At 73.4% G+C, this 26,698-nt stretch carries 20 protein-coding genes; 9 read left to right on the forward strand and 11 right to left on the reverse strand.

Annotated features, from left to right (window positions below; translation table 11 throughout):
- Positions 1–18: 18 nt before the first annotated feature.
- On the reverse strand, positions 19–942 hold the full coding sequence (locus tag WMF44_RS13415) for a DUF4123 domain-containing protein (RefSeq protein ID WP_437299515.1): 924 nt from the start codon (positions 940–942) through the stop codon (positions 19–21).
- 234 nt (positions 943–1,176) lie between these two features.
- Positions 1,177–2,784, reverse strand: coding sequence for an oligosaccharide flippase family protein (locus WMF44_RS13420; protein WP_437299516.1), 1,608 nt, complete (start codon positions 2,782–2,784; stop codon positions 1,177–1,179).
- Positions 2,785–2,872: 88 nt separating this feature from the next.
- Here WMF44_RS13420 and WMF44_RS13425 point away from each other — a divergent pair, with 88 nt between their 5' ends.
- The 7 genes from WMF44_RS13425 (at position 2,873) to WMF44_RS13455 (ending at position 12,825) form a co-directional block, all read left to right on the forward strand.
- On the forward strand, positions 2,873–4,174 hold the full coding sequence (locus WMF44_RS13425) for a glycosyltransferase (RefSeq protein ID WP_437299517.1): 1,302 nt from the start codon (positions 2,873–2,875) through the stop codon (positions 4,172–4,174).
- A gap of 169 nt (positions 4,175–4,343) precedes the next feature.
- Complete coding sequence (locus tag WMF44_RS13430; RefSeq protein ID WP_437299518.1) at positions 4,344–5,294, forward strand: glycosyltransferase family 2 protein; 951 nt, start codon at positions 4,344–4,346, stop codon at positions 5,292–5,294.
- Between the two features lie 42 nt (positions 5,295–5,336).
- Positions 5,337–6,062: a class I SAM-dependent methyltransferase gene (locus tag WMF44_RS13435; RefSeq protein WP_437299519.1), complete on the forward strand. Its 726-nt coding sequence runs from the start codon at positions 5,337–5,339 to the stop codon at positions 6,060–6,062.
- 290 nt (positions 6,063–6,352) lie between these two features.
- The gene (locus WMF44_RS13440; RefSeq protein ID WP_437299520.1) at positions 6,353–9,190 is read left to right on the forward strand and encodes a cation-translocating P-type ATPase; all 2,838 of its coding nucleotides are present in this window, start codon (positions 6,353–6,355) and stop codon (positions 9,188–9,190) included.
- 163 nt (positions 9,191–9,353) lie between these two features.
- The gene (gene wecB, locus WMF44_RS13445; protein WP_012235118.1) at positions 9,354–10,472 is read left to right on the forward strand and encodes a non-hydrolyzing UDP-N-acetylglucosamine 2-epimerase; all 1,119 of its coding nucleotides are present in this window, start codon (positions 9,354–9,356) and stop codon (positions 10,470–10,472) included.
- 179 nt (positions 10,473–10,651) lie between these two features.
- Positions 10,652–11,272: a pilin gene (locus WMF44_RS13450; protein WP_437299521.1), complete on the forward strand. Its 621-nt coding sequence runs from the start codon at positions 10,652–10,654 to the stop codon at positions 11,270–11,272.
- A gap of 11 nt (positions 11,273–11,283) precedes the next feature.
- Positions 11,284–12,825, forward strand: coding sequence for a pentapeptide repeat-containing protein (locus WMF44_RS13455; RefSeq protein ID WP_437299522.1), 1,542 nt, complete (start codon positions 11,284–11,286; stop codon positions 12,823–12,825).
- 113 nt (positions 12,826–12,938) lie between these two features.
- Here WMF44_RS13455 and ptsP read toward each other — a convergent pair whose 3' ends face one another.
- The 3 genes from ptsP to dhaK are packed head-to-tail and all read right to left on the reverse strand — an operon-like array spanning position 12,939 to position 17,047.
- Positions 12,939–15,386 (reverse strand): phosphoenolpyruvate--protein phosphotransferase, encoded by a 2,448-nt coding sequence (ptsP, locus tag WMF44_RS13460; RefSeq protein WP_437299523.1) that lies wholly within the window; start codon positions 15,384–15,386, stop codon positions 12,939–12,941.
- Complete coding sequence (dhaL, locus tag WMF44_RS13465; protein WP_437299524.1) at positions 15,383–16,042, reverse strand: dihydroxyacetone kinase subunit DhaL; 660 nt, start codon at positions 16,040–16,042, stop codon at positions 15,383–15,385. The genes ptsP and dhaL overlap by 4 nt, the downstream gene beginning before the upstream one ends.
- Before the next feature lie 3 nt (positions 16,043–16,045).
- The gene (gene dhaK, locus WMF44_RS13470) at positions 16,046–17,047 is read right to left on the reverse strand and encodes a dihydroxyacetone kinase subunit DhaK (protein WP_437299525.1); all 1,002 of its coding nucleotides are present in this window, start codon (positions 17,045–17,047) and stop codon (positions 16,046–16,048) included.
- A 106-nt stretch (positions 17,048–17,153) separates the two neighbouring features.
- Here dhaK and WMF44_RS13475 point away from each other — a divergent pair, with 106 nt between their 5' ends.
- A complete protein-coding gene (locus WMF44_RS13475) occupies positions 17,154–17,897 on the forward strand; it encodes a YqjF family protein (protein WP_437299526.1) in 744 nt (247 codons plus the stop codon).
- A gap of 100 nt (positions 17,898–17,997) precedes the next feature.
- Here WMF44_RS13475 and WMF44_RS13480 read toward each other — a convergent pair whose 3' ends face one another.
- Together WMF44_RS13480 and WMF44_RS13485 are read right to left on the reverse strand one after the other, a co-directional pair.
- Positions 17,998–18,954, reverse strand: a complete 957-nt coding sequence (locus tag WMF44_RS13480; protein ID WP_437299527.1) for a YheT family hydrolase — start codon at positions 18,952–18,954, stop codon at positions 17,998–18,000.
- Positions 18,955–19,001: 47 nt separating this feature from the next.
- A complete protein-coding gene (locus tag WMF44_RS13485; protein ID WP_437299528.1) occupies positions 19,002–20,801 on the reverse strand; it encodes an MXAN_6577-like cysteine-rich protein in 1,800 nt (599 codons plus the stop codon).
- Between the two features lie 185 nt (positions 20,802–20,986).
- Between WMF44_RS13485 and WMF44_RS13490 the strand changes: the two genes are divergently transcribed.
- Positions 20,987–21,196 carry a hypothetical protein gene (locus tag WMF44_RS13490; RefSeq protein WP_437299529.1) on the forward strand — a complete coding sequence of 70 codons (210 nt, stop codon included), beginning with the start codon at positions 20,987–20,989 and terminating at the stop codon, positions 21,194–21,196.
- Between the two features lie 109 nt (positions 21,197–21,305).
- Here WMF44_RS13490 and WMF44_RS13495 read toward each other — a convergent pair whose 3' ends face one another.
- The 4 genes from WMF44_RS13495 to WMF44_RS13510 form a co-directional block, all read right to left on the reverse strand.
- On the reverse strand, positions 21,306–22,682 hold the full coding sequence (locus WMF44_RS13495; RefSeq protein ID WP_437299530.1) for a hemolysin family protein: 1,377 nt from the start codon (positions 22,680–22,682) through the stop codon (positions 21,306–21,308).
- 268 nt (positions 22,683–22,950) lie between these two features.
- The gene (locus WMF44_RS13500; RefSeq protein WP_437299531.1) at positions 22,951–24,018 is read right to left on the reverse strand and encodes a 3-deoxy-7-phosphoheptulonate synthase; all 1,068 of its coding nucleotides are present in this window, start codon (positions 24,016–24,018) and stop codon (positions 22,951–22,953) included.
- Positions 24,019–24,272: 254 nt separating this feature from the next.
- The gene (locus WMF44_RS13505) at positions 24,273–25,070 is read right to left on the reverse strand and encodes an RNA polymerase sigma factor (protein WP_437299532.1); all 798 of its coding nucleotides are present in this window, start codon (positions 25,068–25,070) and stop codon (positions 24,273–24,275) included.
- A gap of 340 nt (positions 25,071–25,410) precedes the next feature.
- Positions 25,411–26,697, reverse strand: a complete 1,287-nt coding sequence (locus WMF44_RS13510; RefSeq protein WP_437299533.1) for an RNA polymerase sigma factor — start codon at positions 26,695–26,697, stop codon at positions 25,411–25,413.
- Between the last annotated feature and the right edge of the window lies 1 nt (position 26,698).

Genomic DNA, 26,698 nt, shown 5'->3' on the forward strand with positions numbered 1-26,698 from the left:
CGGGGCCGGCGCGCGCCTTCAGCCTTCGCGTTCCAGCGCCGACTCCTCGCGCAGCGCCTTGCCGCCCCGGGCGGTGAAGCGGAGCAGCTTCCCCGGATCCTCGGCCTCCATGGCGAAGGCCTCGACCTCCTCGAACAGCGCCTCGAGCTTTCGAGGACCGCACGTGGGCAGGAAGCCGCGGAGCACGCGCGGGTCGTAGAACCGGAAATACTGCTGCTTGCCCGTCCCGTTCTCGACGAGGAGGAATCGGCGGAGGTGCTTCCGCACGTCGCCGAACGGGCGGTCGCTCGTCAGGAAGACGCCCCAGCAGTCGCCCCAGCCTCCGTCGACCAGCGCGTCGAGCAGCCTGGATCCGTGCGGGAGGTGCACGAGCGTGGGGCCGACGTCCGCGAGGATCTCGCCCTGGAAGCCGGTGTAGAGCGAGGCGGTCTGCTCGCCCGCCTCGCCGAGCAGCAGCCGGATGCGCGGGTCGCGGGCGGCGTCGACCACCGCGAAGAGGGGCGAGCGCTCCTGCCGGAGCCGCGCCCGCGCCGACGCGGCGAACGGCGCCCCGGTCGCGAGCGCCGCGGGCCTGCGCGCGCGGCGCGAGGGCGGCGCGGGCTCGGTCGGCGCGTAGCGGCGGTTCACCTCGCGGCGCACCACCGCGAAGACGGTCCCCCCCGCGCGGATCTCGTCGCCGTCCCGGAGCGACACCTCGCGCGCCCGCTCCCGGTTGACCTGCGTCCCGTTGCGGCTCCCCAGGTCGCGGAGGAGGTAGCTGCCGTCGATCTGCTCCACCGAGAAATGCAGGGCAGAGAGCTCACCGTCGCTCGTGATCGAGAGATCCGACTCAGGCGCGCGGCCGACGAGCAGCGGACGGTCGCCAGGGATACGCGCCGTCTGCCCGGCCAGGGGGCCCGAGATGACCCGGAGGACGAGCCCTGCTTCCTGGTCTTCGCTCATGGTCGTCTCCATCGCACAAGGCGCCGATGAGGCCGGCAAGTAAGCCTAGAACACCGATCGGCGGGAAATCCACCCGAAGGCGGGCGCCGCGCGGGACGCGTGAGAGACGACCGGACGACTGTCAATCTTTTCCGCCTTCCAGGCGAGGGCGCGTTGAAGCAGCCTGCGCGGATTTCACGCCGGCAGCCCTCGTTCGCCGCCCGAGACAGCGACGGTGCGACGCGCGCGGATGCGTCAGCCGTGGCGACTCCGCAGCGGTTCGAGGCGCAGCCAGCGCGCCACGAACGCCCGGTCCTCGGGGGCGAGCGCGCCGGTGACCCGCGCGGCCGCGAGGTAGAGTCCCGCGTAGAGCGGGGCGCAGAGCGCGAGGCAGAGCGCGGGGCGCCTGTCGGTCGCGCCCGTGAGCAGGAGCGCGGCGAGCGGCGCCGCGGCCACGATCGCGGTGGCCGCGACGCGCCCGTAATGGCCCCACGGGAAGACGCCGCGGAGGCCGACGCCGGAGAAGCGCGCGATGCAGGCCACCGTCAAGGCGATCACGAGCACCTGGGTCAGCACCGCCGAGAGCGGCGCGCCGACCATGCCGACCGTCGGCAGGAGGACCAGGTTCGCCGCGGCGTTGAACACCATCGAGAGCACCTGGATCCGCAGGATCATCGGCGTCTTCCCGAACGCCATCAGCGGGATCGCGTACGCCGTCACGCGCAGCGGCAGGAGCGCGGAGTAGATGCGAAACGGGACGGCGGCGCCGGCGTAGGCGTCGCCGTAGATGGCGCGCATGAGCGGCTCGGCGAAGAGGAGGAGGAACACCGCGATCGGGAGCATGATCAGCGTCGTCTTGCGGACGCCCGAGTGCCACAGGTCGATCGCCGCCCTCGCGCCCTCCGCCGGCGTCCGGCCGCCCTCGACGCGGGCGACGAGGTCGGGGAGCATCGTCGAGGCGACGGAGTAGGCGAGGACGCCGACGAGCGGGAGCTCCTGCGAGCCGACGGCGAACTCGGCGTACAGGCCCGCGCTGAAGAAGAGGCCGATGACGAACTTGTCGAGCTTCTGGTTGAAGAGGCCGGCGAAGCGCGTGACCGAGAGCGGGAGCGCGTAGGCGAGCTGCGCCCGGACGCCGCCAGGGAACGGGGCCGGGGCGATGTCCTGGAACAGCCGCGCGTAGAGCCGGTACGAGAGCCAGAGCCGGAGGGCCTGCGCGGCGCACTGCGCGGCCACGATCCAGGCGATCGAGCACCCGAGCGCCGCGGGGACGATCGCGCTTGCGGCGTTCGAGAGCGTGACGACCAGCGCGAGCCCCGCCGACTTGCGGTGGTTGTTCGTGGCGATGAAGAGCGGGCTGAACACGCTCGCCGGGTAGGCGATCACGCTCATGAGGCCGATGAGCAGGAGGAGCTGCGTGACGCCCTCGCGGCCGTCGAGGAAGACGCTGGGGACCAGCGCGAACACCGAGAAGGCCAGCGCGGACAGCGCCCCGAGGCCGACCAGGAGCAGCATGCTCTGCCGCACCAGCCCGCGGAGCTCGGCGCGGGTCACCTTGGGCGCGAAATAGAGGAACGACTCCGGGAGGTAGAGCAGCGCGAAATCGCGCCCCGTCACGAACAGCATCGTCGCGAACGCGAGCACGCCGTACTCGGCCTTGCCGAGCAGCCGCACCACGACGATGCCCTGCACGAGGACGATCAGCGTGTTGACGACCTGCCCGCCGACGATCATCCCGATCCGGTCGGCCAGCGACGTGCCCTGCGCCTCGCCGGGGCCCGGCGCTGCCTTGGCAGCCCGCGCGACCTCCGGGGCCCGCGAGGGCGCGCTCGGCTCGACCGGGGCGGGCTGCTCGTCCTGCATGGCGGCTCGGTAGCACATGCGCGGGCGGGAGCGGCCTCCCGAGGCGCGCGCGCGCGGCGCCCGGCTAGCCCATGATATAGGTCCCGCGATGAAGCGCGCGCTCCTCGTGAGCTACTACTTCCCCCCGCGGTTCAGCATCGGCGGTAAGCGCGCGTACCGCTTCGCGAAATTTCTGCCGGAGCACGGCTGGGAGACGACGGTGCTCGCGGCCAAGCCGCCTCCCGGCGAGCGGGTGGATCCATCGTTCACCGACGCCGACCTGCCCGCGTGCGATGTGCGCCGCGACTACCTCACGGACGCCGAGCTCGCGCGCATGCCGCGCCGCGCGCTCGGCTCCGACGGCACCCTGGAGGCGCCGACCGAGGCGCCGGTGCCGGTCGCGCGGCGCAAGGGCTTCGCGCGCGTCGCCGCCGAGATCCGCTACGTCCCGGTGATCGGCCCGGATGCAGGCCGCGTCCCGACCCTCGCGGCCCGCATCGCGCGCCTCGCTCGCGAGGTCGGCGCCGAGGTGATCTTCGCGAGCGGGCCGCCGTGGGAGGCCGTGCTCGCGGGCGTGCTGGCCGGCAGGGCCATCGGCCGGCCGGTCGTCGTCGACTTCCGCGATCCGTGGTCGTTCGGCCCGGTGATGGCGACGCGGCCCGCGTGGAGCCGCGCGGCAGCGGCGCTCGTCGAGCGGGCCGTTGTGGGCGCCGCCGCGGCCTTCACGGTGACGTCCGAGATGACCCGCGACGCCTACGTCGAGCGGGGTATCGCGCGCCGCGTCGCGTGCATCCGGACGGGCTTCGATCCGGACGCGGCGGCCGCCCCGCAGCGCGGCGAGGCGGTGACGCTCGTGCACTTCGGCAACTGCTACAGCGAGCGCACGCTCGCGCCGTTCGTCCGCGCGCTCGCGGCCGTCGCGCGCCGGAGATCGCTCGGCCCGGGCGCGATCCGGCTGCTCAACCTGGGGCGGGTCGCGGGGAGCGACCTCCGCCTCGCCGAGGAGCTCGGCGTGTCGCGGCTCTTCGAGTACCGCACGGTGCTGCCGTACGCCGAGGGGCTCGGCCTCGTCGCGGGCGCCGATCTCGCGCTGCTCGCCGGCTGCGGCGAGGAGCCGTACTTCCTGCCTGGCAAGCTCTACGACTACCTCCTCGCGCGCGCGCCCGTGCTCGCGGCCTTCGCGTCCCCCGAGGTCGAGCGCATCCTCGAGGCGACCCGCCTCGGCTGGACGCACGCGGCCGGCGACGCCGCCGCGATCGAGCGCCGCATCGAGGACGCGCTCGACGCGCGCGCGGCCGGTCGGCCGCTCGTCGAGCCCGATCACGCGGCGCTCTCCGCGCTGAGCGCGCGCGCCAGCGCCGGGGCGCTGGCCCGCCTCTTCGAGGACGTCGCGGCGGGCCCGAGGGGCTGACGCCGCGCTCTCCGCGCCGAGCGCGCGCGCCTGACGCGGCGCTCTCCGCGCCGAGCGCGCGCGCCGGCGCCGCTCTCCGGGCGGCGCCCGCTCGACATCCTTGCCTGCGCGGCGGCGCCCGCTCGACATCCTTGCCTGCGCGGCGGCCCCCGTGGCATGCGAGCCCGCCATGCCTGACCATCTTCTCCAGGATCGAGCGGGGCTCCCCGAGGCCGAGCGCGCCCTTCAGGCGGCGTGGCGCGCGAAATACGCGCCCGAGGTGAAGGACCTCATCGTGCGGCGCGAGGTCCCGTCGCCGAAGCTCACGCTGATCGTCATCTCCTACAAGGCGAAGGACTACCTGATCGAGTGCCTCCAGCACGCGCGCGGCCAGACGGCTGCGCTCGACGTGCCGTTCGAGATCCTGCTCGCGGACAGCGGCGGCATCGAGCACCTGCGGCCGCGCTCGGCCCCGCTCGTCGACGTCGAGCTGCGCCTCACCGACGGCATCCCGCTGAACGCCGCGCGCAACGCCGCCATCGCCTGGGCGCGGGGCGAGTACGTCGCCTTCATCGACGACGACGGGCTGATCGCGCCGACGTTCGTCGAGGTCGTCTGCCGCGTCTTCCAGGACCCCCGCATCGCGGCCATGCGCGGCCGGATCATCCCCAAGGACCACCCCTATTTCTGCACGCTCGCGGGGCACTACGACCGCGGCGACGACGTCGTCGACGACGTCCTCGCGACCGAGGGGCACATGGCGATCCGGCGCGGCGTCTACCTCTCGACCGGGGGCTTTCCCGATCAGTTCTACGGCGCCGAGGGGGTCTACCTCGTCTACCGGATCGCGAAGGACTTCCCTGATCTGCGGGTCGTCTACGTGCCCGACCTCCTGATGCGGCACGACTACTTCGACAGCTGGGAGAACTTCATCTGGAAGACGCGCAAGTACCGGCGCATCCGGCGCGAGGTGGGCGGCATGGAGCCGGACCCCGAGTTCCTGCGCTACCTCGACGCGTACCTCGCGCGGCGGAAGCCGCATCGCCGGCTCACGGTGGAGCAAACGGTGGCGCTCGGGCTGCTCAAGGCAGTGCGCTGGGGGGTCCAGCGCCTGCCGGCGTGGGCCGTGGGGCAGCCTTGATGGAGCGGGCCGGCGGGGCGCGCGGGGGAGGGAGGCGGACCGATGGCTGAAGAGGGCGGCTTCGAGCGGGATCTCGAGGCGATCAAGCGGCACTACACCGAGCGCTTCCTGCCCGGGAACCCCTGGGCGAGCCTGCTCAACGCCCACCCGTACCTCGTCGCGCGGCAGCGGCAGCGCCGCGTGCGCGAGGCGCTCGTCGCGTGCGGCGTGCGCACGCCCGAGGCGCTGCGCGAGATGTCGGTGCTCGACGTGGGCTGCGGGTCGGGGTCCAACCTGGCCTGGCTGGTCGAGCTCGGCGCGGATCCGGCGCGCCTCACAGGCATCGATCTCGTCGCGCAGCGCACCGAGCTCGCGCGCTCGCGCTTCGCCGGCGTCCGCTTCGTCGCGGGCGACTTCCTGACGGCCGACGTCGGGGGCCCGTTCGATGTGGTGATGATGTTCGCGGTCCTGTCGTCGGTGACCAACGCCGAGCTCAAGCGAGGCCTCATGGACAAGGCGCTCCGTCTGCTCCGGCCGGGCGGCATCTTCTTCTTTTACGATGTCGTGTCGCGGCGGCCCGTCCCCGGCACCGCCGACTACCAGCGCCTCACGTTCGCGGAGCTCGAGGGGTATTTCGCCCCCCGCACGCTGCACGTCTTTCGCAGGGACATCCTCCGGCGCGACGTCGCCGACCGGCTCGTGCGGCGCTTCGGCGTGACCGTGGCCGAGCTCGTCCAGGCGACGCGGCTGTTCAACATCGACGGCACCTTCGCGTACGCGCGCGGCTAGGCTGGGCCCCGAGCGCCGCGAGCCCGCACCCCTCTCTGACGTGTCGCCGGACGGGCGGGGCGAGCGTCGCGGGGCAAAATTCCCCGCCGGGGTGAAAAGGTCCCGCCGAACACCTGTGCGCGAGCCGCCCAGGGTGCTGAACAGCCCGGTTCCGCTGTGGCGCGGTCTGGCATGAGACGTGCCGAACGACGGGGGAAACCACGCGCCAGCACGTGAAGACCACGTGATGAGCAGCGACAGCCGGTCGGTTCAGCGCGCACGGCGCGGCTGCCGCCGCAGGAGATGACTCCATGTCCCAACGCGTCCTCCCCCCATCGGCCGCGATCGCCTGGCACAGCCTGTCTGCCCCCGATGTGCTCTCCAGGATCGAGAGTGCCGAGGCCGGCCTCGCGGACGACGAGGCCGCCCGGCGGCTCAAGGACGTCGGGCCCAACGTGATCCAGCGCGCGAAGGGAGACGGCCCGCTCAAGCTGCTCTTCCGTCAGATCAACGACCCGCTCATCTACGTGCTGCTCGCGTCGGCGGCCCTCGCGATGGCCATGGGCGAGGCGATCGACGGCGCGGTCGTGCTGGCGGTCGTGGTGCTCAACACGGCGATCGGCTTCGTCCAGGAGCTCCGCGCGGGCAAGGCGATCGAGGCGCTCGTCGACATGGTGCCCCAGACGGCCACGGTCGTGCGCGGCGGCCAGCGGAGCCTGATCCCCGCCGCCGACGTGGTCCCCGGCGACGTGGTGGTGCTCGACGCCGGCGACAAGGTCCCGGCTGACGCCCGGCTGCTCTCGGTGAAGAACCTCCACGTGGACGAGTCGGCGCTCACCGGGGAGTCGGTGCCGTCGGACAAACACGTCGCGGCGGTCCCCGAGGACGCCGGCGTCGGCGATCGCAAGAACCTCGCCTTCGGCGGGACGCTCGTGACCAGCGGCGCGGGCACCGCGGTGGTCGTCGCCACGGGCGCCGCGACAGAGCTCGGCCGCATCTCCTCGATGCTCCACGAGGCGACCGAGATCGAGACGCCGCTCACGCGCTCGATGGCCAAGGTCGGCCGCGTGCTGACCATCGCGATCGTCGGGGTCGCGCTGCTCATCGTCGGGGTCGCGCTCCTCCGGGGCTACCCGCCGGTCGACGCGATGCTCGCGGGCATCTCGCTCGCGGTCGCCGCGATCCCGGAGGGGCTGCCCGCGATCATCACCATCTCGCTCGCCATCGGCGTGCAGCGGATGGCGCGGCGCCGCGCGGTGATCCGGAAGCTGCCCGCGGTCGAGACGCTGGGCAGCACGGGCGTCATCTGCTCGGACAAGACCGGGACGCTGACGCGGAACGAGATGACGGTCCGGGCCCTGTGGACGCCCGCCGCCGGCGCGCAAGGGGAGGCGGCGCTCGAGCAGGCCGGCGCCGCGCTCGAGGTGACCGGCGTCGGCTACGCGCCCGAAGGCGAGCTCCGCCGCGACGGCGCGCCTGTCGGCGAGGTGCCCGAGGCGGTGCGCGCGCTGCTCCGCGCGGGCCTGCTCTGCAACGACGCCCGCATGAAGCGCGAGGGGGACGCCTGCGGCATCGAGGGCGACCCGACCGAGGGGGCGCTCGTCGTCGCGGCCCAGAAGCTCGGCGTGGACGTCGAGGGGACGCGGCGGGAGCACCGGCGCGTCGATGTCGTCCCGTTCTCGTCGGAGCGGCAGCTCATGGCGACGCTCCACGAGGCCCCCGGCGGAGACCGGGTGATCTTCATGAAGGGGGCGCCCGAGGCGGTGCTCGGCCGCGCCGCGATCGGCGAGGCGGGGCGGGCCCAGGTGATGGCGCAGGTCGAGCAGATGGCGGCGCAGGGCATGCGCGTGCTCGCCGTGGCCTCGCGGCCGGCGGGCCGCGACGTGGCCTCGCTCGACGAGGAGCACCTCCCGGAGGGGTTCGAGCTCCTCGGCCTGGAGGGGATGATCGACCCGCCGCGGCCCGAGGCGATCGACGCGATCAAGGCGTGCCACGCGGCCGGGATCACCGTGAAGATGATCACGGGCGACCACCTGGCGACCGCGCGGGCGATCGGCGGGCAGCTCGGGCTCGTGCCCGACGGTGCGCGCGCGATGAACGGCACGGAGCTCTCGCGGCTCTCGGAGGCCGAGCTGCGCGCGGCGGCGACGTCCACGCACGTGTTCGCGCGCGTCGCGCCGGAGCACAAGCTCCGCCTGGTGAAGGCGCTGCAGGCCGAGGGGAAGGTCGTCGCGATGACCGGCGACGGCGTGAACGACGCGCCGGCGCTCAAGCAGGCGGACATCGGCGTGGCCATGGGGATCACGGGGACCGCGGTGTCGAAGGAGTCCGCCGACGTCGTGCTGACGGACGACAACTTCGCGAGCATCCGGGCGGCGGTCGAGGAAGGGCGCCGCGTCTATGACAACCTGGTCAAGGCGCTCGCGTTCGTGCTGCCGACGAACCTGGGCGAGGCGCTGATCCTGCTCGTGGCGGTGATGACCTTCCCGATCGTCGGGGGCGCGCCGCTCATGCCGATCACGGCCGTCCAGATCCTCTGGGTCAACCTGGTCGCCACGGTGGCGCTCTCCCTGCCGCTCGCGTTCGAGGCGATGGAGAAGGACGTGATGAGCCGCCCACCCCGGGATCCGGGCGAGCCGATCCTGAGCCGGTTCGTGCTCGTGCGTACGGCGATCGTCGCGGTCCTCATGACGGCCGGGGCGATCGGGCTGTTCTTTTACGAGTACATCACGGAGGTGCGCGGCGGCGTCGTCTCGGAGCTCGCCTACCGCGAGGCCCAGACCGCGGCGGTCACGACGGTCGTGCTGTTCCAGATCTTCTACGTGCTCAACTGCCGGTCGCTGCGCGATTCGATGCTGAAGATCGGGCTCTTCTCGAATCCCTGGGTCTACGTCGGGATCGGCGCGCTGCTCGCGCTGCAGCTCTGCTTCGTCTATGCGCCGTTCATGCACACGCTGTTCGGCTCGGCGCCGCTCTCGCTCGACGCGTGGGTGAAGTCGACGCTGGTGGCGATGTCGATCTTGCCCGTGATGACCGCCGAGCGGTGGTGGCGCACACGCCGGGCGCGGCGCTCGGCGGAGCGCGAGCGCAGGTCCGACCCGTCCGACGTGGGCGGCGTCGCGAGCGCGATGGCGAACCGCGGCGCGTAGGTGTCGTGGAATCGTGGGTGACAGCGGTGACAGCGGTGACAGCGGTGACAGCGGTGACAGCGGTAACAGCGACGGCAGCGACGATATCGCGCGCCGGCCGCGCCCGCGGCTCCGTCAAAACGCTGGTGCTGCGCCGGGTACCACGGCATCATCCTCGGTCGAGATGATCTACCTCGTCGCCGCGACGCGCCCGAACTTCATGAAGCTCGCCCCCATCTGCCGCGCCCTCAAGGCGCGCCGCCTGCCGATGCGGCTGCTCCACACGGGGCAGCACTTCGACACGACGATGAGCGATGTGTTCTTCCGGGATCTCGGCCTGCCGACGCCGGATCACACGCTCAAGGCAGGCGGCGGCTCGCACGCCCAGCAAACGGCGGCGGTCCTCGTCGGCGCCGAGGCCGACATGATCGAGCACCGGCCCAAGGTCGTTGTCGTCGTCGGGGACGTCACCAGCACGCTCGCAGGCGCGCTCGCGGCGTCCAAGCTCGGAATTCCCGTCGTCCACGTGGAGTCCGGGCTGCGCTCGCGCGACTGGACGATGCCCGAGGAGATCAACCGCGTCCTCACCGACCAGCTCTCCGATCTCCTGCTCACCCCCTCTCACGACGCCCACCCCAACCTGCTCGCGGAGGGCATCCCGCCCGAGCGAATCCGGTTCGTCGGCAACGTGATGATCGACTCGGTCCACTACGCCCTCAAGCGCCAGACGGACGCGCTCTCGCGCTTCGGGCTCGAGCCGAAGAAGTACGCGATCGCGACGCTCCACCGCCCGGCCAACGTCGACAGCGCCGAGCGGCTCGCCGAGACGCTCGACGCGCTCGAGGCGATCGCGCAGCGCCTGCCGACCGTGTTCCCCGTCCACCCGCGCACCGTCGCCCGCGCCGAGTCCTTCGGGCTGTCGGCGCGCCTCCGCGAGACGAAGGGGCTCCGGATCATGGAGCCGCTCGGATACGACGATTTCGTGACCGTGATGGGCAATGCGCTGCTCGTCGCCACCGACTCCGGCGGCATCCAGGAAGAGACGACCGCGCTCGGGATCCCGTGCCTCACGATGCGTCAGGGCACCGAGCGGCCCATCACCGTGACGCAGGGCACGAACATCGTCGTCGGGCTCGACGCCGCGCTCATCGCGCGCGAGGTCGACGCCATCCTCGACGGCCGCGCCAAGCGAGGCTCCGTGCCCGAGGGATGGGACGGCAAGACCGGCGAGCGCATCGCCGACGCGCTCGAAGCGTTCCTCGCGGGGGATCCGCCGCCCAAGACCGCTGGCCCCCGCGCCTGAGCTCACCGCCCACCCTCGCTCACCGCGCCGCCCCATCGCTTCTTCCGTGGCCTACGTGGGCGTCGCGCCGGCCGCTCGACCACAATCCCCACAACCCCCGACCAAACAGCGCTCCATGGCCCGGAGCGCCCTGGGTTGTGCTTGTTTATCGATGAACAGCCCCGGTATATAGTTGTATCGTGGCAAGAAATTTTCGACCTGGCGTGGAGTGGGCGGCGCGAGGGCGAGGTCAACGAGGTTTCTCGCTCGTCGAGGTGATGGTCGCGGGCGGGGTCGTGGCGATCCTGGCCGCCCTGGGGACCCAGGGGGTGTCCAGGTACCTCGTGCTCGCCAAATCGGCCGAGGCCAAGCAGACGGTCGGCGGCATCGCCAGGGCCGTCGTCGGTTCGGCCGAGCGCCTCCAGGCGATGTCGGGCACCGCGCCGGTCCAGCCGCTGTGCAGCGATGCGGTCACCGTGCCCAACGCGTTCTATCGTGTCCAGGGGCAGAAATATCAGCCCGATCCCAGCCCGGGGGTGGACTACAACACCGGGAGTCCGACCGTTGGCTGGAAGTGCCTTGCGTTCGCGGTCAGCCACCCTCAGTCGTACCAGTATCGATATCGACTCGGTGGCTCTCCCATGCCTGTCTCCGTCAACCATTTCCCGGAGGACGTGCCGGTGGATCGCAGGTGGGCCGCCTATGCGCGAGGCGACCTCGACGGGGACAATACGCACGCGTGGTTCGCGCTGGACGGCTACATGAAGGACGGGCAGGTGGTGTTCGCGAGCACGATCGGCACCATCGACCCGGACGAGTAGGCGGCGCCGCCATGGACACCGCAGCTCTCCACACGCTCTTCGGTGCCCTCTCGTCGCGCCGCGGCGGCGAGAGCACCGCCATCGAGCTCCCGGGCGCGGACCTCGCGGCCGCGCACCTGCGCTGCGCCGACCTCCAGGGCGCGAACCTCGCGGGCGCGCGCCTCGACGGCGCCAAGCTCACCGGCGCGAACCTCGGGGGGGCGCGGCTCGACGCCGCGTCGCTCGTCAACGCCGACCTCACCGGGGCCGACCTGCGCTGGGCCGATCTCTCGGGGGCGCTGCTCGGCGGGGCGCTGCTCGCGGCCGCGGATCTGCGCGGGGCCAAGCTCCCGCGCTCGTTCTCCTCGGCGGGCTCGCTCGTGGGCGCGCGCGTCGATCCGTCGGCGTGCGCGCGCTCTGGCTTCGACGAGGAGGCCATCCTGGCGCTGGCGAGCGCGGGCGCGTCGTTCGACGACATCGCCTCGTTCCCTTCGCCGCTGCGCGACGCCCTCGCGAGCGCCGACGCGGTCCCCGAGAGCGCAGCGCGGAGCCGTCGCCCCGCGGCGCCGGACTCGCGGCGGCTGGAGGCGGCGCCGGACTCGCGGCGGCTGGAGGCGGCGCCAGACTCGCGGAGGATGGAGGCGGCGCCGGACTCGCGGCGGATGGAGGCGGCGTGGTCGTCGCAGCGGATCTCGGCGCCACCCGAGTCGCAGCGGATACCCGAGTCGCAGCGGATGCCCCCCGCGAACGACGTTCCCCGCCAGGGCGTGGCGATCAGCGCCCCGCGCCGCGCTGCCGGTGAGCGCGAGCCTCCGGCGGTCCGCCGCGCTGCCGTGTCCGGTGGCCCTCGGAGGGCGCCGGGCGCGCCCGAGCTCGCGCGGTCGACCGAGCTGCGCCTCGCGCTCGCCGGCGGCGCATTGCTCCTCGTCCTCGCGGCCGCCGTCGCCCTGACGAAGATCCCTCCGCGCGGCCTCCTCCTGGCAGCGCACGCCGGCAGCGCGCTGGGCGCGGCGCTCTTGACCTTCGCGCTGCCTCTTGTCGGCGCCGAACGCAACGCCGCGCGCTCCCTGGGCGCCCGCCTCGTGCTCGCCGCGTTCGCCGCGACGCTCGTCTACGGCCTCGATCCGTCGCGCCTCGCGGTCTTCCGGCTGCGCGCCACGCTCGCCTCGGGCGACGCCGCGCAACGGTCCACCGCGGTACGCCTCCTCGCGCGGAGCGGTCACCGCAGCTTCGAGGGGCTGGATCTGTCGGGGCTCGATCTCTCCCGAGCCGATCTCGGCCAGAGCAGCTTCCGGAACACGCGCCTCGCCGGGGCGGACCTCTCGGGCGCCGCGCTGATGGAGTCGACCTTCGCGGCCGCCGATCTGACCGCCGCCAACCTCCGAGGTGCCGACCTCACCGGGACCGACGCCGAACAGGCGACCGGCTGGGAGCTCGCGGCGTGCGACGCGGCGACGGAGCTGCCCGGCGAGGGCGCGTGCCTGCTGGGACGCCCGGCGCGGGCAAATCAGCCCTCGGGCGACACCACCGCGCGCTCCGCGCACGAGGGCGCCGCGCCGGCGGGGGCGCTGTAGCGAGCGGCGATCGGCGGTCGCGGGCCGGATCGCTCGGGAGGTCGGGCGCCGGACTGGCCAGACGTCTGGCGGTCCCTGGCCAGGCGTCCGGCCGCTCCGTCACGGCACCGACGTCAGCCCGGACGCCGCGCCGCCGCGCGGGCTGCGCGGGCCGCCGCCGCGTCGTCGACCGCGAGCGCCGCCTCGGCGATGGCGGCGAGATCGGCGAACGAGGCGCCGGCGAGCGCGTCCTCCACCGCGTCGAACGCGGAGGCGCCCATGCTGAGGCGCGTGATCCCGAGCCCGACGAGGAGCGGCGCGACGCCGGGATCGCCGGCGGCCTCGCCGCACACCGAGACCGGCCGCTTCGCGGCGTGCCCCGCCTCCACCACCCCGCGCACGAGCCGCAGCACGGCCGGGTGCGCCGGATCCGCGAGCGCGTGCAGCCGCGGGTGACCACGCTCGGCCGCCAGCGTGTGCTGCGTCAGATCGTTGGTCCCGATGCTGAAGAAGTCCGCCTGGCGCGCGAGGCGCTCCGCCATGAGCGCCGCCGACGGCACCTCGACCATGATGCCCGTGGCCACGGGCCAGCGGTGCGCCGCGCCCGTCGCCGCGAGCGCCTCGTGCGCGCGCTCCAGCGCGGCGCGCACGGCGCTCACCTCCGCGGCGATCGAGACCATCGGGACCAGCACCCGGATGTCATGGCCGCGCCCCGCGACCAGGATCGCGCGGAGCTGCGCCTCGAGCAGCGCCGGCCGCGCGAGGGAGAGGCGGACGCCGCGGACGCCCAGGCTGGGGTTCGTCTCGGCGTCGAGCTCGAGGTACGGCAGCGCCTTGTCCCCGCCGGCGTCGAGCGTGCGGACCACGATCGGAGCGCCGGCGAACGCCGCGAAGATCTCCGCGAGCAGCTCCGCCTGCTCGTCCTCGCCAGGCTCGTCCACGCGGTCCAGGAACAGCATCTCGGTGCGCAGGAGCCCGATCCCGAGGGCGCCCGCCTCGCGCGCGGCGCGCGCGTCCGCGGGGCCAGCCACGTTCGCCCAGAGCTCGACCTCGCGGCCGCAGGCGAGGCGCAACCGGCCGTCCCGGGCGCCTGGCGGCCGCCGTGACGCGCGGAGGGCCGCCTGCCGCCGCTGGAGCTCGATCGTTGTCTCGGGATCCGGGTCGAGCCACACCTCGCCTGTCGCGCCGTCGAGGCCGGCGCGCGCGCCTCCAGCGTCAGGCACCAGCGCCGCGGCCCCGGCGACCGCGGGGATGCCGGCGCTCCGCAGCAGGATGGCCGCGTGCGAGGTGGGACCGCCGCGCCGGTCGATGACGCCGAGCACCCGCCCCGCATCGAGCCGCGCGGCCTCCGACGGCGTGAGGTCCTCGGCCACGACGACGGCCGGCGGCCCGTCGGGCAGCACCGCCGCGGCGCCGCCGAGCAGGGCGCGCACCACGGCGTCGCCCACGTCGTGAACGTCGGCCTCGCGCGCCCGCAGGTACGGGTCGTCGAGCTGCCGGTAGATCGCGGCCGCGGCGTCGATCGCCTGGCGGAAGGCCCAGGCGGCGTTGCAGCGCTCCCGCTCGATGCGCGAGATCGCCTCGTCGACGAGCGCCGGGTCGCAGAGCAGCGCCTGGTGGGCGTCGAGGATGTCGGTGCCGCGCAGCGCGCTGCCGAGGTCCTGCGCTGCCAGATCGAGCGCCCGCCGCAGCCGCTCGGACTCGGCCGCAGGATCGTCGACCGTGGTCTCGGGGACCTCCGGCGTCGACCGCACGAGCCGGACCATGGGGCCGAGGGCGACGCCGGGCGCGACGGGGATGGCGTGGCACGACGCGAGGGGCGCCGTGGGCGCGGCCGGTGGCGCGTCGCGCTGCAGGAGCGCGGCGAGCGCCTCGACCGCCTCGGCCGCCTGCCGCCCGGTCGCGCGCAAGCGCAGCACGTCGCCCCGGCGCGCCCCGAGGGACGCGAGCGCGATCAGGCTCGAGGCCGGCACCGGACCGCGCGCGGCCGTCACGTTCTCCAGGGTGATCGCCGCGTCGAAGGTCACCGCGCGCGTGATGAGCCGCGCGGCGGGGCGGGCGTGCAGGCCGCCCGGATCGGCGATCGCGAGCTCGACCGTCGCGGCCGGCGCGCCCGCGTCGGTCGCGGCCACCGCCGCCGACGCGGGGCGCTCCGCCTCGCCGAGCTGCTCGGCCTTCGGAACGAGCGCCTGCCGCGCCTCCGCGGCGACCTGATCGAGCTTGCCACCCGCCGCAGCCCGCACGGCGGCCGCGATCGCCCCTTCCACGATCGGCCCGCCGGTGAGGCGCGTGCGCGCGGCGATGGCCGGATCGATGAGCTCGAGCGCCGTCTCGGCGCTCAGGATCGCGCCGCCGATGTCCATCAGCACGACTGCGCCGGCCGGCCCGCAGACGCGCTCGATCGCCGCGGCGATCGCGGTCGCGTCGGTGCCGAGCTCCGCGCCGCCGTCGCCCGCGCCCGCCGCGCATGCGATGGCGACCGCCTCGCCGGTCATCTGGCGGGCCAGCGCCTCGGTGGCCTCGGCCAGCTGCCGGCTGTGCGAGACCAGGACGAGCCCGACGCGGCCCGCCGCTCCGCTCATACGCCTGCCGTCGCGGCCAGGCTCCGCAGCAAGAGCGAACACGACGTGGCGCCGGGGTCCTGGTGCCCAGCGCTGCGCTCACCGAGGTAGCTCGCCCGGCCCTTGCGAGCGATGAGCGGCACGGTCGCGAGCGCGCCGGCCTGCGCCGCCTCGGCGGCGCGGGCGAGCCCGTCCATGAGCGGGGAGCGCGCCGGGTCGCCCGTGGGCGCCGGCGCGCTCAGCGCGGCCTTGAGCGCGTCGACCGCGGGGGAGAGCGCGTCGACCATCGTCTTGTCGCCGGGCGACGCCTTGCCTCGCCGCTTCACGCCGTCGAGGCCCGCCTCGAGGCACCCGGCCAGGGCCGCGAGATCGAGCGCCGCGGCGCCGGCCGCCCGCTGGCCCGCGTCGCGGAACAGCGTGCCGTAGAGCGGGCCGCTCGCCCCGCCGACGGTCGACAGCAAGATCATCCCGACGCCCTTCAGCAGCGCGCCGACGTCGCCGTGATCGAGGTCGCCGAGCCGGGCGCGCGCCGCCGTGAAGCCGCGCGCCATGTTGACGCCGTGGTCGCTGTCGCCGATCGCCGCGTCGAGCTCGGTCAGGAGCGCCTTCTCGCGCTCCATGACGTCGGCCGCGCGCTCGATCCACGCCGCGATGTGCGCGCCGTTCAAGGCGTCCATGGCTCAGGTCCCCCAGCGCAGCGCCGGCGTGTGCACCGGCGCGTCCCACCAGCGGAGCATCTCGTCGTCGAGCTTGAGCAGGGTCGCCGACGCGCCGGCCATCTCGAGCGACGTGATGTACGACCCCACGAGGCTGCGCGCGACCTTGAGGCCGCGCCCCTGCGCGATCGCGCGCGCCTTGCGGTACACGACGTAGAGCTCGAGGAGCGGCGTCCCGCCCATGCCGTTGACGAACAGCAGCACGTCGTCGCCCGGCTCGAACGGCAGGTCGTCGAGGATCGGCTGCATCAGGATCTCGGCCACCCGGTCGGCCGGCTCCAGCTTGGCCCGCCGCCGGCCGGGCTCGCCGTGGATGCCGATGCCGACCTCCATCTCGCCCGGGCCGAGCTCGAACGACGGCTTGCCGGCGTGCGGCACCGTGCAGGCGGAGAGCGCGACCCCCATGCTGCGGCCATGCGCGTTGACCCGCCGGCCGAGCGCCGCCACCTCCTCGAGCGGGCGGCCCGCCTCGGCGGCGCCGCCGCAGATCTTCTCGACGAGGACGGTCGTCCCCACGCCGCGCCGTCCGGCCGTGTACAGGCTGTCCTCGACCGCCACGTCGTCGTTCACGAGCACGCCCTCCACCGGGATTCCCGCCTCGCGCGCGAGCTCGGCGGCCATCTCGAAGTTCATCACGTCACCGGTGTAGTTCTTGATGATGTGGAGCACGCCGGCGTCGCCGTCGACTGCCCGCGTGGCTTCGAAGATCTGGTCGGGCGTCGGGCTCGTGAACACGGCGCCGGGGCAGGCGGCGTCGAGCATGCCGCGCCCGACGAACCCGGCGTGCAGCGGCTCGTGCCCGCTGCCGCCGCCGGAGAGCAGCGCGACCTTGCCCTTGTCCTTCGCCTCCGCGCGCGTGACGAAGCGCGGCGCGGCGTTCACCCGGAGGAGCTCGGCGTGCGCGAGCGCCATCCCCTCGAGCGCCTCATCGACGAGATCGTCCGGCGCATTGATGAGCTTCTTCATCCTGCCTCCGCTCCGTGCCCGTTCGGCCCGCGCGCAGGATATCCCCATGCCATTGCCCGCCGCGAGAGGAGATCTTTTGACCGCGCCGTCCTATGCTGAGGTCGCCGTGGATCGAATCGCCCCCACGCTCCGCCCCCCTGGCCGCCCGGCGGGCTTCCAGCGCTGGAGAGAGCTGCTCTTCCTGCACTGGGAGACGCCGATCGCCGCGCTGCGCGCCGTCGTGCCGCCCGCGCTCGAACTCGACACCTTCGAGGGCAGGGCGTACGTCGGCGTCGTCGCCTTCACCATGCGCGACGTCAGCCCCTGGTGGTCGCCGAGCGTGCCCGGGATCTCGAACTTCCACGAGCTCAACGTCCGCACCTACGTCCACCACGAGGGGCGCGCGCCGGGCGTCTGGTTCTTCAGCCTGGACGCGGCCAAGGCGATCGCGGTCGTCGCGGCCCGGGTCGGCTGGCACCTGCCCTATCACCACGCCTCGATGGATCTCGAGTCGAGGGACGGGGAGGTCCGTTACCGCAGCGAGCGGCGCTGGCCGGGCCCCGTGCCTGCGCGCTTCGAGGCGCGCTATCGCGTCGGCGCGGCGATCGACGGCGGCGCCGCGGCGCCGGGGACCTTCGAGCACTTCCTGGCCGAGCGTTACCTGCTGTTCGCCGCGAGCGGCGGCGCGCTCAGGATCGGGCAGGTGCACCACGCGCCCTATCCGCTCCACCGGGCCGAGGTGACCCACGTCGAGGAGAGCGTCGTCGCCGCGGCCGGCCTGCCCGCCCCGGCGGGGGCGCCGCACGTGCTCTATAGCCCGGGCGTGGACGTCGACGTCTATGCGCTGACGCCCGCCGCGCCGCGCGGGTGACGCCGCCGCGCCGCGGCCGCGCGGTGATCCGATCGCGCTCCTGCGCCCCGGGGAGCCCGGGCCAGAGCGCCGCGGGCACGGGCGGGCCTGCGCCCGCGGGTCAATGCCTCGTGAGCCAGTGGATGACCTGGGACTCGAGGCCCGGCGCCGCCCCGAACCCGAGGCTCAGCGTCCGCGGGAAGCCCACGTGCCCGCCGTGCCGGAGCCACTGCACGTCGAGCAGCGGCGAGCGCGGGTGGGCCTCGATCGCCGGCCGCACCGTGTCGAGCGGCACCATCGGGTCGGCCTCCGCCGCGACGATCAGCGACGGGACGGCGATGTCGCGGAGGCGCGGCGCGGCGCTCTCGCTCGCGTAGTAGGCCTCCGCGCTCTGGTAGCCGAAGCGTCGCGTCATGATGCGCCGGTCCCACTCGCGGATCGTGCGAATGGCGAGCGCCTCCTGGAGGGGCACGGGCACGGCGCGGCGCGAGGCGACGGCGGTGTACATCTCCTTCAGCCCGGACATCACGTGCCTGCGGTAAACCCACCGCTCGGGCTGATCGATGGCGGCGACGGCCCGCTCCAGGTCGAGCGGCGGGCAGACGGCCGCCACGGCGTGGACGCGCCCGTCGAGCGCGCCCGACGCCGCGTAACGGAGGGCGATATGCCCGCCCAGCGAGTAGCCGAGGACGAGCACGCGCTCGTACCGGTCGAGCTCGGGGGAGGTGATGGCGGCGTGGAGATCGGAGAACAGGCCAGCGTGGTAGATGTCGTCTCCGTCGCCCCCGGCGCCGCGCAGGTTGATGCGCAGGCAGGCGAGCCCCGCGCGCTCGGCCCTCTGGGCGGCCTCGACCACATAATAACTCTCGCTCGTACCGCCGAGCCCGTGGACGACGACGAGGAGCGAGCCCGCGTCTTCTCGGTGGCGGATCCTGCCGAGCAGCCGGACGGGCCCGGCAGGAGTCTCATCGACGTGGACCGAGAAGGGGGAAGACGGAGCGAGCCGCGGGGCGTGAATCTGATGCTTGAGCCAGGGAGCGACCGTCCAGAAGTGGCCGTGGAGGATGCGCTGCATCATCCCGTTCGTAACACGGGTGACGCAGCGTTTCTATTTCACCCGCTCGCTCAGCGACACACGACCTCCGACGAGCCGCTGCAATCGTTCCGGCACACGTCGCAGAGGGCGCACTGGAGCATCGCGTCGTAGAGGGCCGCGCTGGCCGAGTCTGCCGTCCTGCAGGCCGCCTTGCAGGCATCCGTGTCGCACGTGCGGAAGCAGCTCACGTACTCCATGCACGCGGTGCTCTCCGTGCACGCCGAGAGCTCGTCCTCGCAGCTGGTGTCGAACGCGCACTGGATGCACCCCGAGCTGCCGTCGCCGCAGGTGCCCGAGCCGTCGCATACCGGCGGCGGGACGGCCCGCTTCACGTTGAGCGTGAACGCGCCGTCGCTGGTGTCGGTCGAGCCGTCCACCACGACCACGACGGTCTGACCCGCCGCGAGCGTCACCGTGACCTCCGACTGCTCGACGGTCGTGTCGTCGTTGCACGCGAGCTGAGCCCCCCTGCAGGTCGCGTCGTGCACGTGGAGCATCGTGTCGAACGCCGATCCGAACGTATCGAAGGTGTAGTCGCCGGCGACCGGCGCCGTGAACGCGTATCCCGCGTCGGGGCTGCTCGAGTCGCGGCAGGCCGTCGTCACGGTCGGCCGCACGCTGTTGGGTCGGCCGATCGTGCTGCCGGTGATCGTCTGCGGCACCGACGAGGCGAGGGTGCCCGCAGGGCAGCTCGGCGCGCTCGCCCGCGTCACGCTCAGCTCGAAGGTGCCCGCCTCGCCCTCCGCGCCGTCGACCACGATGTAGACGGTCTGGCCCGTGGCCAGGTCGGCCGTGATGACCGCGCTCGGGTCGGCGCTGCACGCGATCTCGGAGCACCCCGTCGCGTCGAGGAGGGCGAGGACGACGCTGTAGCCGGAGTTCGTGCTGTCGAACGAGTAGACGCCCGCGGTCGCGGCGGTGAACGAGTAGATGCGCTCGCCCGCGCTCGTGGCGGAGCACGTCGGGGAATACGTGTTCGCCTGGCCCGCGGTCGTGCCGTTGACGATCTGCGGCACGGCGCTGCCGAGATCGTTGCCCGGGCTCACCGTGCACGCGCACGCCCCGGACTGGCAGACCTGCGAGTCGTTGCACGCGGCGCCGCACTCGCCGCAGTGATCGGCGTTGGTCTGGAGGTCGACGCAGACCTCGACGCCGTTGCAGGCCGTGAGCCCGGAGCCGCAGCCGTCCTCGCATTCGCCGGCGACGCACGTCTGGTCGTCCGTGCACGCGGTGCCGCACGCGCCGCAATGCCCGGCGTCGTTCTGGAGGTTGACGCAGGCGCCGTCGCAGTCGGTGAGCCCCTCCGAGCACTCGCCGTCCTGGCACTCGCCGGACTCGCAGGTCTGGCCGTCCACGCACGCGGCGCCGCACTCGCCGCAGTTGCTCGGGTCGGACGCGACGTCGACGCACGTGCCGCCGCAGTCGGTGCGCCCGCCGGGGCAGCCGCCCTCGTCCTGGCACTCGCCGGCCTCGCAGGTCTGCCCCTCCTCGCAGGCGTTGTTACAGCGGCCGCAGTTCGCCTCGTCGCTCTGGGTGTCGACGCAGCTGTCGCCGCACGACGCGAGGCCGTCGTCGCACGCGGCCACGTCCACGCACGCGCCGTCGCGGCAGGTCTGGTCGCTGCCGCACGCCACGCCGCACGCGCCGCAGTGGCTCGTGCTCGTGCCCGTGTTGATACAGATGCCGTCGCACTCCGTCTCCGGCGCGACGCACGCGCTCGTGCTGGGGCCGCCGTCCGAACACGATGCCACGGCGGCGAGCGCCGCCGCAGCGAGCCAGAGCAGGGTATACGTCGGCGCGAGCCTGAAGCGCGATTTGAGCTTTTCCATGAACCTTCCCTCGGCAGAGTCGCCGACGACGGGGGTCGTAACGCGGAGCTACCGGGAGGATACGACGATGGCCTTCCAGGATGTCAATCCTTGCAGCCTGAATCCCGCGCGCAGATCGTCGATCGTCGCCTGCGCCGGCGCGCGCGCCGTTTTGCCACCGTCGCACACCTTGACCACAGGGTGGGATGAAGAACATCTCAACGTTCTTCATGATCAACACCATGTTGATCCACGAGCACGCGGCGAAGGCCAATTACCACCCGTGCGCGGCGTGCACCGCGCGGCGCTCGGCCGGCACGGCGATCACGGGCAACCCGATCACCGCCGGCGTCGCCGCGCTCAACGTGCTCATGGGCGCGCTTCAATACCTCTTCTCTTCGCGGCGCTCCTCCTGATCGCGGCCGTCGTCTTCGTCCTCCTCGCCCGGCGCTGCGTGGTGGTCGACCGCTTCCAGCGGAGGCCCCCGGGCGCGTCCGTCCCGGCGTCCTGACGCGTCGCGCCGGCTCAGCCCTCGCCGCGCCGCTCCTCGTCCTCGGGCTCGCTCGCATGCGCGGGCGGGATGCGGACCCGCACCGTGCGGATCTGCCGCGGGCTCGCGTCGACGATGTGGAGCTCCGCCCCGTCCGGGGTCGTCACGACGTCGCCGGGCGCGGGGATGCGCCGGGCGAGCCCCAGGCAGAGCCCCGCGACCGTCGACCAGCGGACGTCGTCCGGCAGCGTGATCGCGAGCTGCCGGCTGACCTCGTGGACCGGCATGTCGCCGGGCACGAGCGCCGACCCGTCCGGCTCGCGCCGGATCGTCTCTGCGTGGGGCGGGTGCGCCTCGTTCTCGGCGAAGATCTCGCCGACGAGCTCCTCGACGAGGTCCTCCATCGTGATGATGCCGATCATGCCGCCCTGCTCGTCCACGACGACGGCGAGCTGGAGCCGGCGCCGCTTCAGCTCGGCGAGGAGATCGACGGCCGGCATCGACCCGACGACGAAGTACGCCGGGCGCAGGATGCTCTCCAGCGAGAACTGCCCGTCGCCCCACAGGAGCGCGAGCACCTCGGGCATCGTGACGTAGCCGATCACGTTGTCGTTCGACCCCTCGTAGACCGGCATCCGCGTGTGGCCGTGCTCCAGCACGGCGCGCTGCACCTCCGGGGCGGCCGCGTCGCGCGGGAGCGCCACGACGCGGCCGCGGGGGAGCATCACCTGGAGCGCGGTGAGCCAGGCGAAATCGATGGCGCGGGACGCGATCTCGCCGGCGCGCTTGTCGACCGAGCCCGCCTCGGCGGCCTCGTCGACGATCTGCTGGATCTCCTCGGGGGAGAGGCGCGCCTCGACGAAGTTCGTGCGGTCGCCGAAGAGCCTCAGCACCAGGTTGGAGCTCTCCGTGAGCAGCCAGACGAGCGGGCGGGCGAGCGACGAGAGCCCGCGGAGCGGCGGGCCGACGAGCATCGCGTACCGCTCGGAGGCGCGGAGCGCGAGCGACTTCGGGACGAGCTCGCCGAGGACGAGCGACAGGAAGGAGACGAGCGCGACCACCGCGGCGAACGCGAGCTCGTCCGCCGCGTCCCCGACCCACGGCACAGCGCGGAGGACCGGCGCGAGGTCCTTCGCGAGGGTCGACCCGCCGAAGGCGCTCGCGGTCGCGCCGACGACGGTGATGCCGATCTGCACGGTGGCGAGGAAGCGCTCCGGGTTGCCCCGCAAGCGCTTCACCGCCCACGCCCGGCGGCTCCCCGACTGGACGAGCTGGTCGAGCCGCGTCTTGCGGACCGTGACGATCGCGATCTCGGCGCCCGAGAAGACGCCATTCACGAGCACGAGGGCCAGGATGATGAGGATTTCCGAGAGAATGGCGGCTCCCTCCGCGGCGTTCCCGGGTGCAGGCATAGCGTGTCGCTCGCCCGGACGGCAGCGGCGCCGGACCCGCGGCGCATGAAACCCAGGCGGCCGTGGCTGCAGCGTGCCGCGGGCCGCGGATTGTGCTCATGGTGAAATTTTCTGAAGGGAACGGCCGCGCGCAGCGGTGGTCGCGCCGCCAGCCGCGCCGTCACGCACGGCGGCAGGCGTCACGCACGGCGGCAGGCGTCACGCACGGCGGCAGGCGTCACGCACGGCGGCAGGCGTCACGCACGGCCGCGGGCGCTGCGCGGAGGGCTCACGCCGCCTTGCTGGCGCGCCGGTCCCGCACCGCCTGCGCGAGCAGCTCGAGCACCGGAACGGTGTCGCTCCAGCCGAGGCAGGCGTCGGTGATGCTCTGGCCGTAGGTGGGGGGCTTGCCCGGCGCGAGATCCTGTCGGCCTCCCACGAGGTGGCTCTCGATCATCACGCCGAGGATGTCCCGCGAGCCCGAGCGCAGCTGGTCGGCCAGGCTCTCGGCCACGATCCTCTGGCGCGCAGGATCCTTCTGGCTGTTGCCGTGGCTGCAGTCGACCATCAGCCGGCGCGGCAGGCCCGCCTTGGTCAGGCGGTCGGCCGCCTCGCGGACGTGCTCGGCCGCGTAGTTGGGCCCGCGCTGCGAGCCGCGCAGGATCACGTGACACGACGCGTTGCCGCGCGTCGCCACGATCGCCGAGATCCCCTGCTTCGTCACGGAGAGGAAATGGTGCGCCTCGCGCGCGGCCCGCACGGCGTCGACGGCGATCTGGACGTCGCCCTCGGTGCTGTTCTTGAAGCCCACGGGGCACGAGAGCCCGGAGGCGAGCTCGCGGTGGATCTGGCTCTCGGTCGTGCGCGCGCCGATCGCGCCCCAGGAGATGAAATCGGCGATGAACTGCGGCGAGATCGTGTCCAGGAACTCGCTCGCGCTCGCGAGGCCGAGCTCGGCGATGTCGCGGAGCAGCCCGCGGGCGACGCGGAGCCCCTTGTTGATCGAGAAGCTCCCGTCGAGGTCGGGATCGTTGATCAGCCCCTTCCAGCCGACCGTGGTGCGCGGCTTCTCGAAGTACACGCGCATGATCACGAGCAGATCGTCGCTCAGCCGGTCGCGCGCCTCCCGGAGCTGCGCGGCGTACTCCAGGGCGGCCTTGGGGTCGTGGATGGAGCAGGGGCCCACCACCACGATGATCCGGTCGTCGTCGCCCGAGATCACGCGCTCGGCGGCCTTGCGCGTGAAGGCCACGGTCTCGGAGGCCGCGGGGCTGACGGGGATCTCTTCGATAAGGATCGCGGGGGGGATCAAGGGCCTGAGCCCTGCAATACGAAGGTCGTCGGTCGAGTAGTACATCGTTGAGGCTCCAGCATAGCGCGACGACATACGCCCCGACTACCCGCGCGTGGGCCGGAGGCGCTTTCTGGTCGTCGCACGGCGCCCTGTACTCCCGTATCCCGTATCCCGTATCCCGTACGTCTTGCGATCGGCCTGAAGATTTGTCTCGCTGGCGCGGGCGGGCTATCGGGCCATGGGGGGGCGCCGGATCCGGGCTTCACGCTGGCGCTCGCGCGAGCGCTGGCCCGACCGCGCCGGCGGTCTCCGCCGGGTCATATGCGCGCTGGCGAGTGCGCCCGCTCCCCGCCCGGTCGCCGCAGGAACGGGGCGCCCTTCGGCTGCGTGCGGCAGGGCGCCGCCGGCCGCTTCGTGCCCGCCGTGGGCGAGCGGGCGGGTCGCTCTGCCAGCGCCGTCCGGCGTGGGGTGTTCGCCGAGCGTGCGGCGCTCGCCGAGCGCGCCGCCTCGGTGACGTCGCTCGCGGTCGTCGGTCGCGGCGGTCGTTGCTGCCTTCGCTCTGCGCGGGGCTCCTCGAGCAGCGCGCGCAGGGACGCGAGCGCGCGCGTGCGCCACTTGTACGCCGTCGACAGCGGGATCCCGTGTTGTTCGGCGACCGTCGCCATCGGCACGCCCTCGAGGTCGTGCGCGATGAGGATCTGCTGCTCCTCGGCCTGCAGCGACCTGAGCCGCGAGAGGATGAGGGAGCGCGTCTGCTCTGCGTCGATCTGCTCCTCGGCGTTCGGGCGCTCGTCGGCGACGCGGCGCGGGGCGTGGCCGGAGGACAGCTCTTCGCGCCGGTGGTGCGCGCGGTCGCGGTAGTGGGCGGCCACGTGGACCGTGATCCTGTTGAGCCACCGCTCCGGTCGGGCGCGGAGCGGGTCGTAGGACGGGAAGCTCTGGTATCCGGCGAGGAACACATCCTGGAGGATGTCTCGCCGATCACGGCGTGGGACCCCGAGCCGCCTAAGCCAATTCCATACGGAGTCGTAGGTCTTCCCCCGAAAGAGCCGGACGAAGGCCCGCTGTCTATCCAGCGGCATCGACGGTGCGAGAGTGCGATGCGGTTGTCCCATGCTCGCTTAATTAGGAGGAGCTGATCTCCCATCTCAAAAAAAAGCCATCAGCTCTGAAAAATGATCTTCTGTGCGCGCGCGATCCCCCGCGTCTCGCCCCCAGGCGCCAAGGACGGGAAGAGCAGGGCTCTGCGGCGGCTGGGCTGGTGAAGGTATCCTGTGCAGGAGAGCAGCACTGAAGTCGTCGGGAACTGAACGGGGGAATCGCCCTCGACCGAGCTCTCGGCTGCGCGTGCTGCGGCGGCTCGGAGAGGAGAGGCGGACGAGAGGTCGATAGGAGCCAGCGCTCCACTCTCTTGGTGTCCTCGGCGGTTCAACGCCTTGTCATCCGAGCAGTGCTCTAGAGCAGCGGGCGGGGCCCGGCGGCTGCCGTCCTCGCGCGGAGCGCGCGCAGCGCCGCGTTCCTCTCGGCGGTGAGGCGGCCAGCCGGGAACCTCATCCGGTGCTCGATCAGCCGGCGCTTCGCCTCCGCATAACGACCGCGCGACAGCGCCGTGATCGCGCCGTCGATGAGGGTGCGCTCGGCGGCGATCTCCTGATCGTTCGACGCCCCAGACGGTCCCGCGGAGGGCAAGGTCGCTCCGCCCGACGGACGGGGCGCGGCCTTCTGCGCGGGCGGCGCCGCGCCGGTCGCTCGCGGGTTCCCGGCGGCCGCGATCCGGCCGCCCTGCGGATCGTCCGCCGCTGCAGCTGCGCCGGGCGGCGGCGGCAGCACGGCCGGGGACCGCGGCAGCGCGGCCGGGGAAGGCAGCGGTGGCGCGGCGGGGGACGGCGGCGGCGGCGCGGGCGGGGGCGGCGGCGTCCGCATGGCCGCCATGGCGAGCCCGGTCGCGGCGCGCGTTCCGGCGGCGGCCGGCGTCGAGGCGGCGCGCAGCGCGCCGAGCGTGAGCGCGATGACGGCGGCGGCGCTCGCCAGCGGGACTGCGATGCTCGCGGCGAGATGGAGCGAGCCTGCCCGCGTCGGCGCGCCGCCCTCGATCGGGAGCTTCCATGGCCCCGGAGAGAACGCCCCGCGGACGCTGCGGTACAGCCGCGTGAGCCACGTCGGCGCGCCCTCGCCTCCCGTGCGCGCCTCCTGGACGAGCGCGCCGGCGCTGAAGGGGATGAGCGCGAGCCCGCGGCCGCGCTGCCGCGCCTGCCAACGACGCATCGCCGCCTCGATGTCGACCCAGGCGAGCCGGTGCCGGCTCCACGCGGTGCTCAGGGGGATCGACAGCTGCTGGGCGATCTCGGCCATGTCGATCTCCTCGAGCTCATGGGCGATGAACACGCAGCGGCGCTCCATGGGCATCTCCTGGAGCAGCTTGTCGAGCACGCAGCGCCGGTCCCTCGCGATGGCGTGCTGCTCGGAGTCGGGGGTGACGTCAGGCAGCGCCGCGAGATCGTCGAACGGCCGGAGGCGCTCGTGGCGGCGGTGGGCCCGTCGGAAATGGTTCGACGCCTGGTGGGTCGCGATGCCCATGAGCCACGACCGCACGGTGCCCCGGCTGGGATCGAACCGCGGCAGCGCACGGTAGGCGCCGGCGAGGACCTCCTGGGCGACGTCCTCGATGTCCTGCGCGCGGACCCCGAGGCGGGCGAGGTAGCGGGCGATGAACGAGAGGTGCTCGTCGGCGATCTCCGCCATG

The organism is Sorangium sp. So ce426, from assembly GCF_051475585.1.
In the GTDB taxonomy this organism is placed as follows: domain Bacteria; phylum Myxococcota_A; class Polyangia; order Polyangiales; family Polyangiaceae; genus Sorangium; species Sorangium cellulosum_B.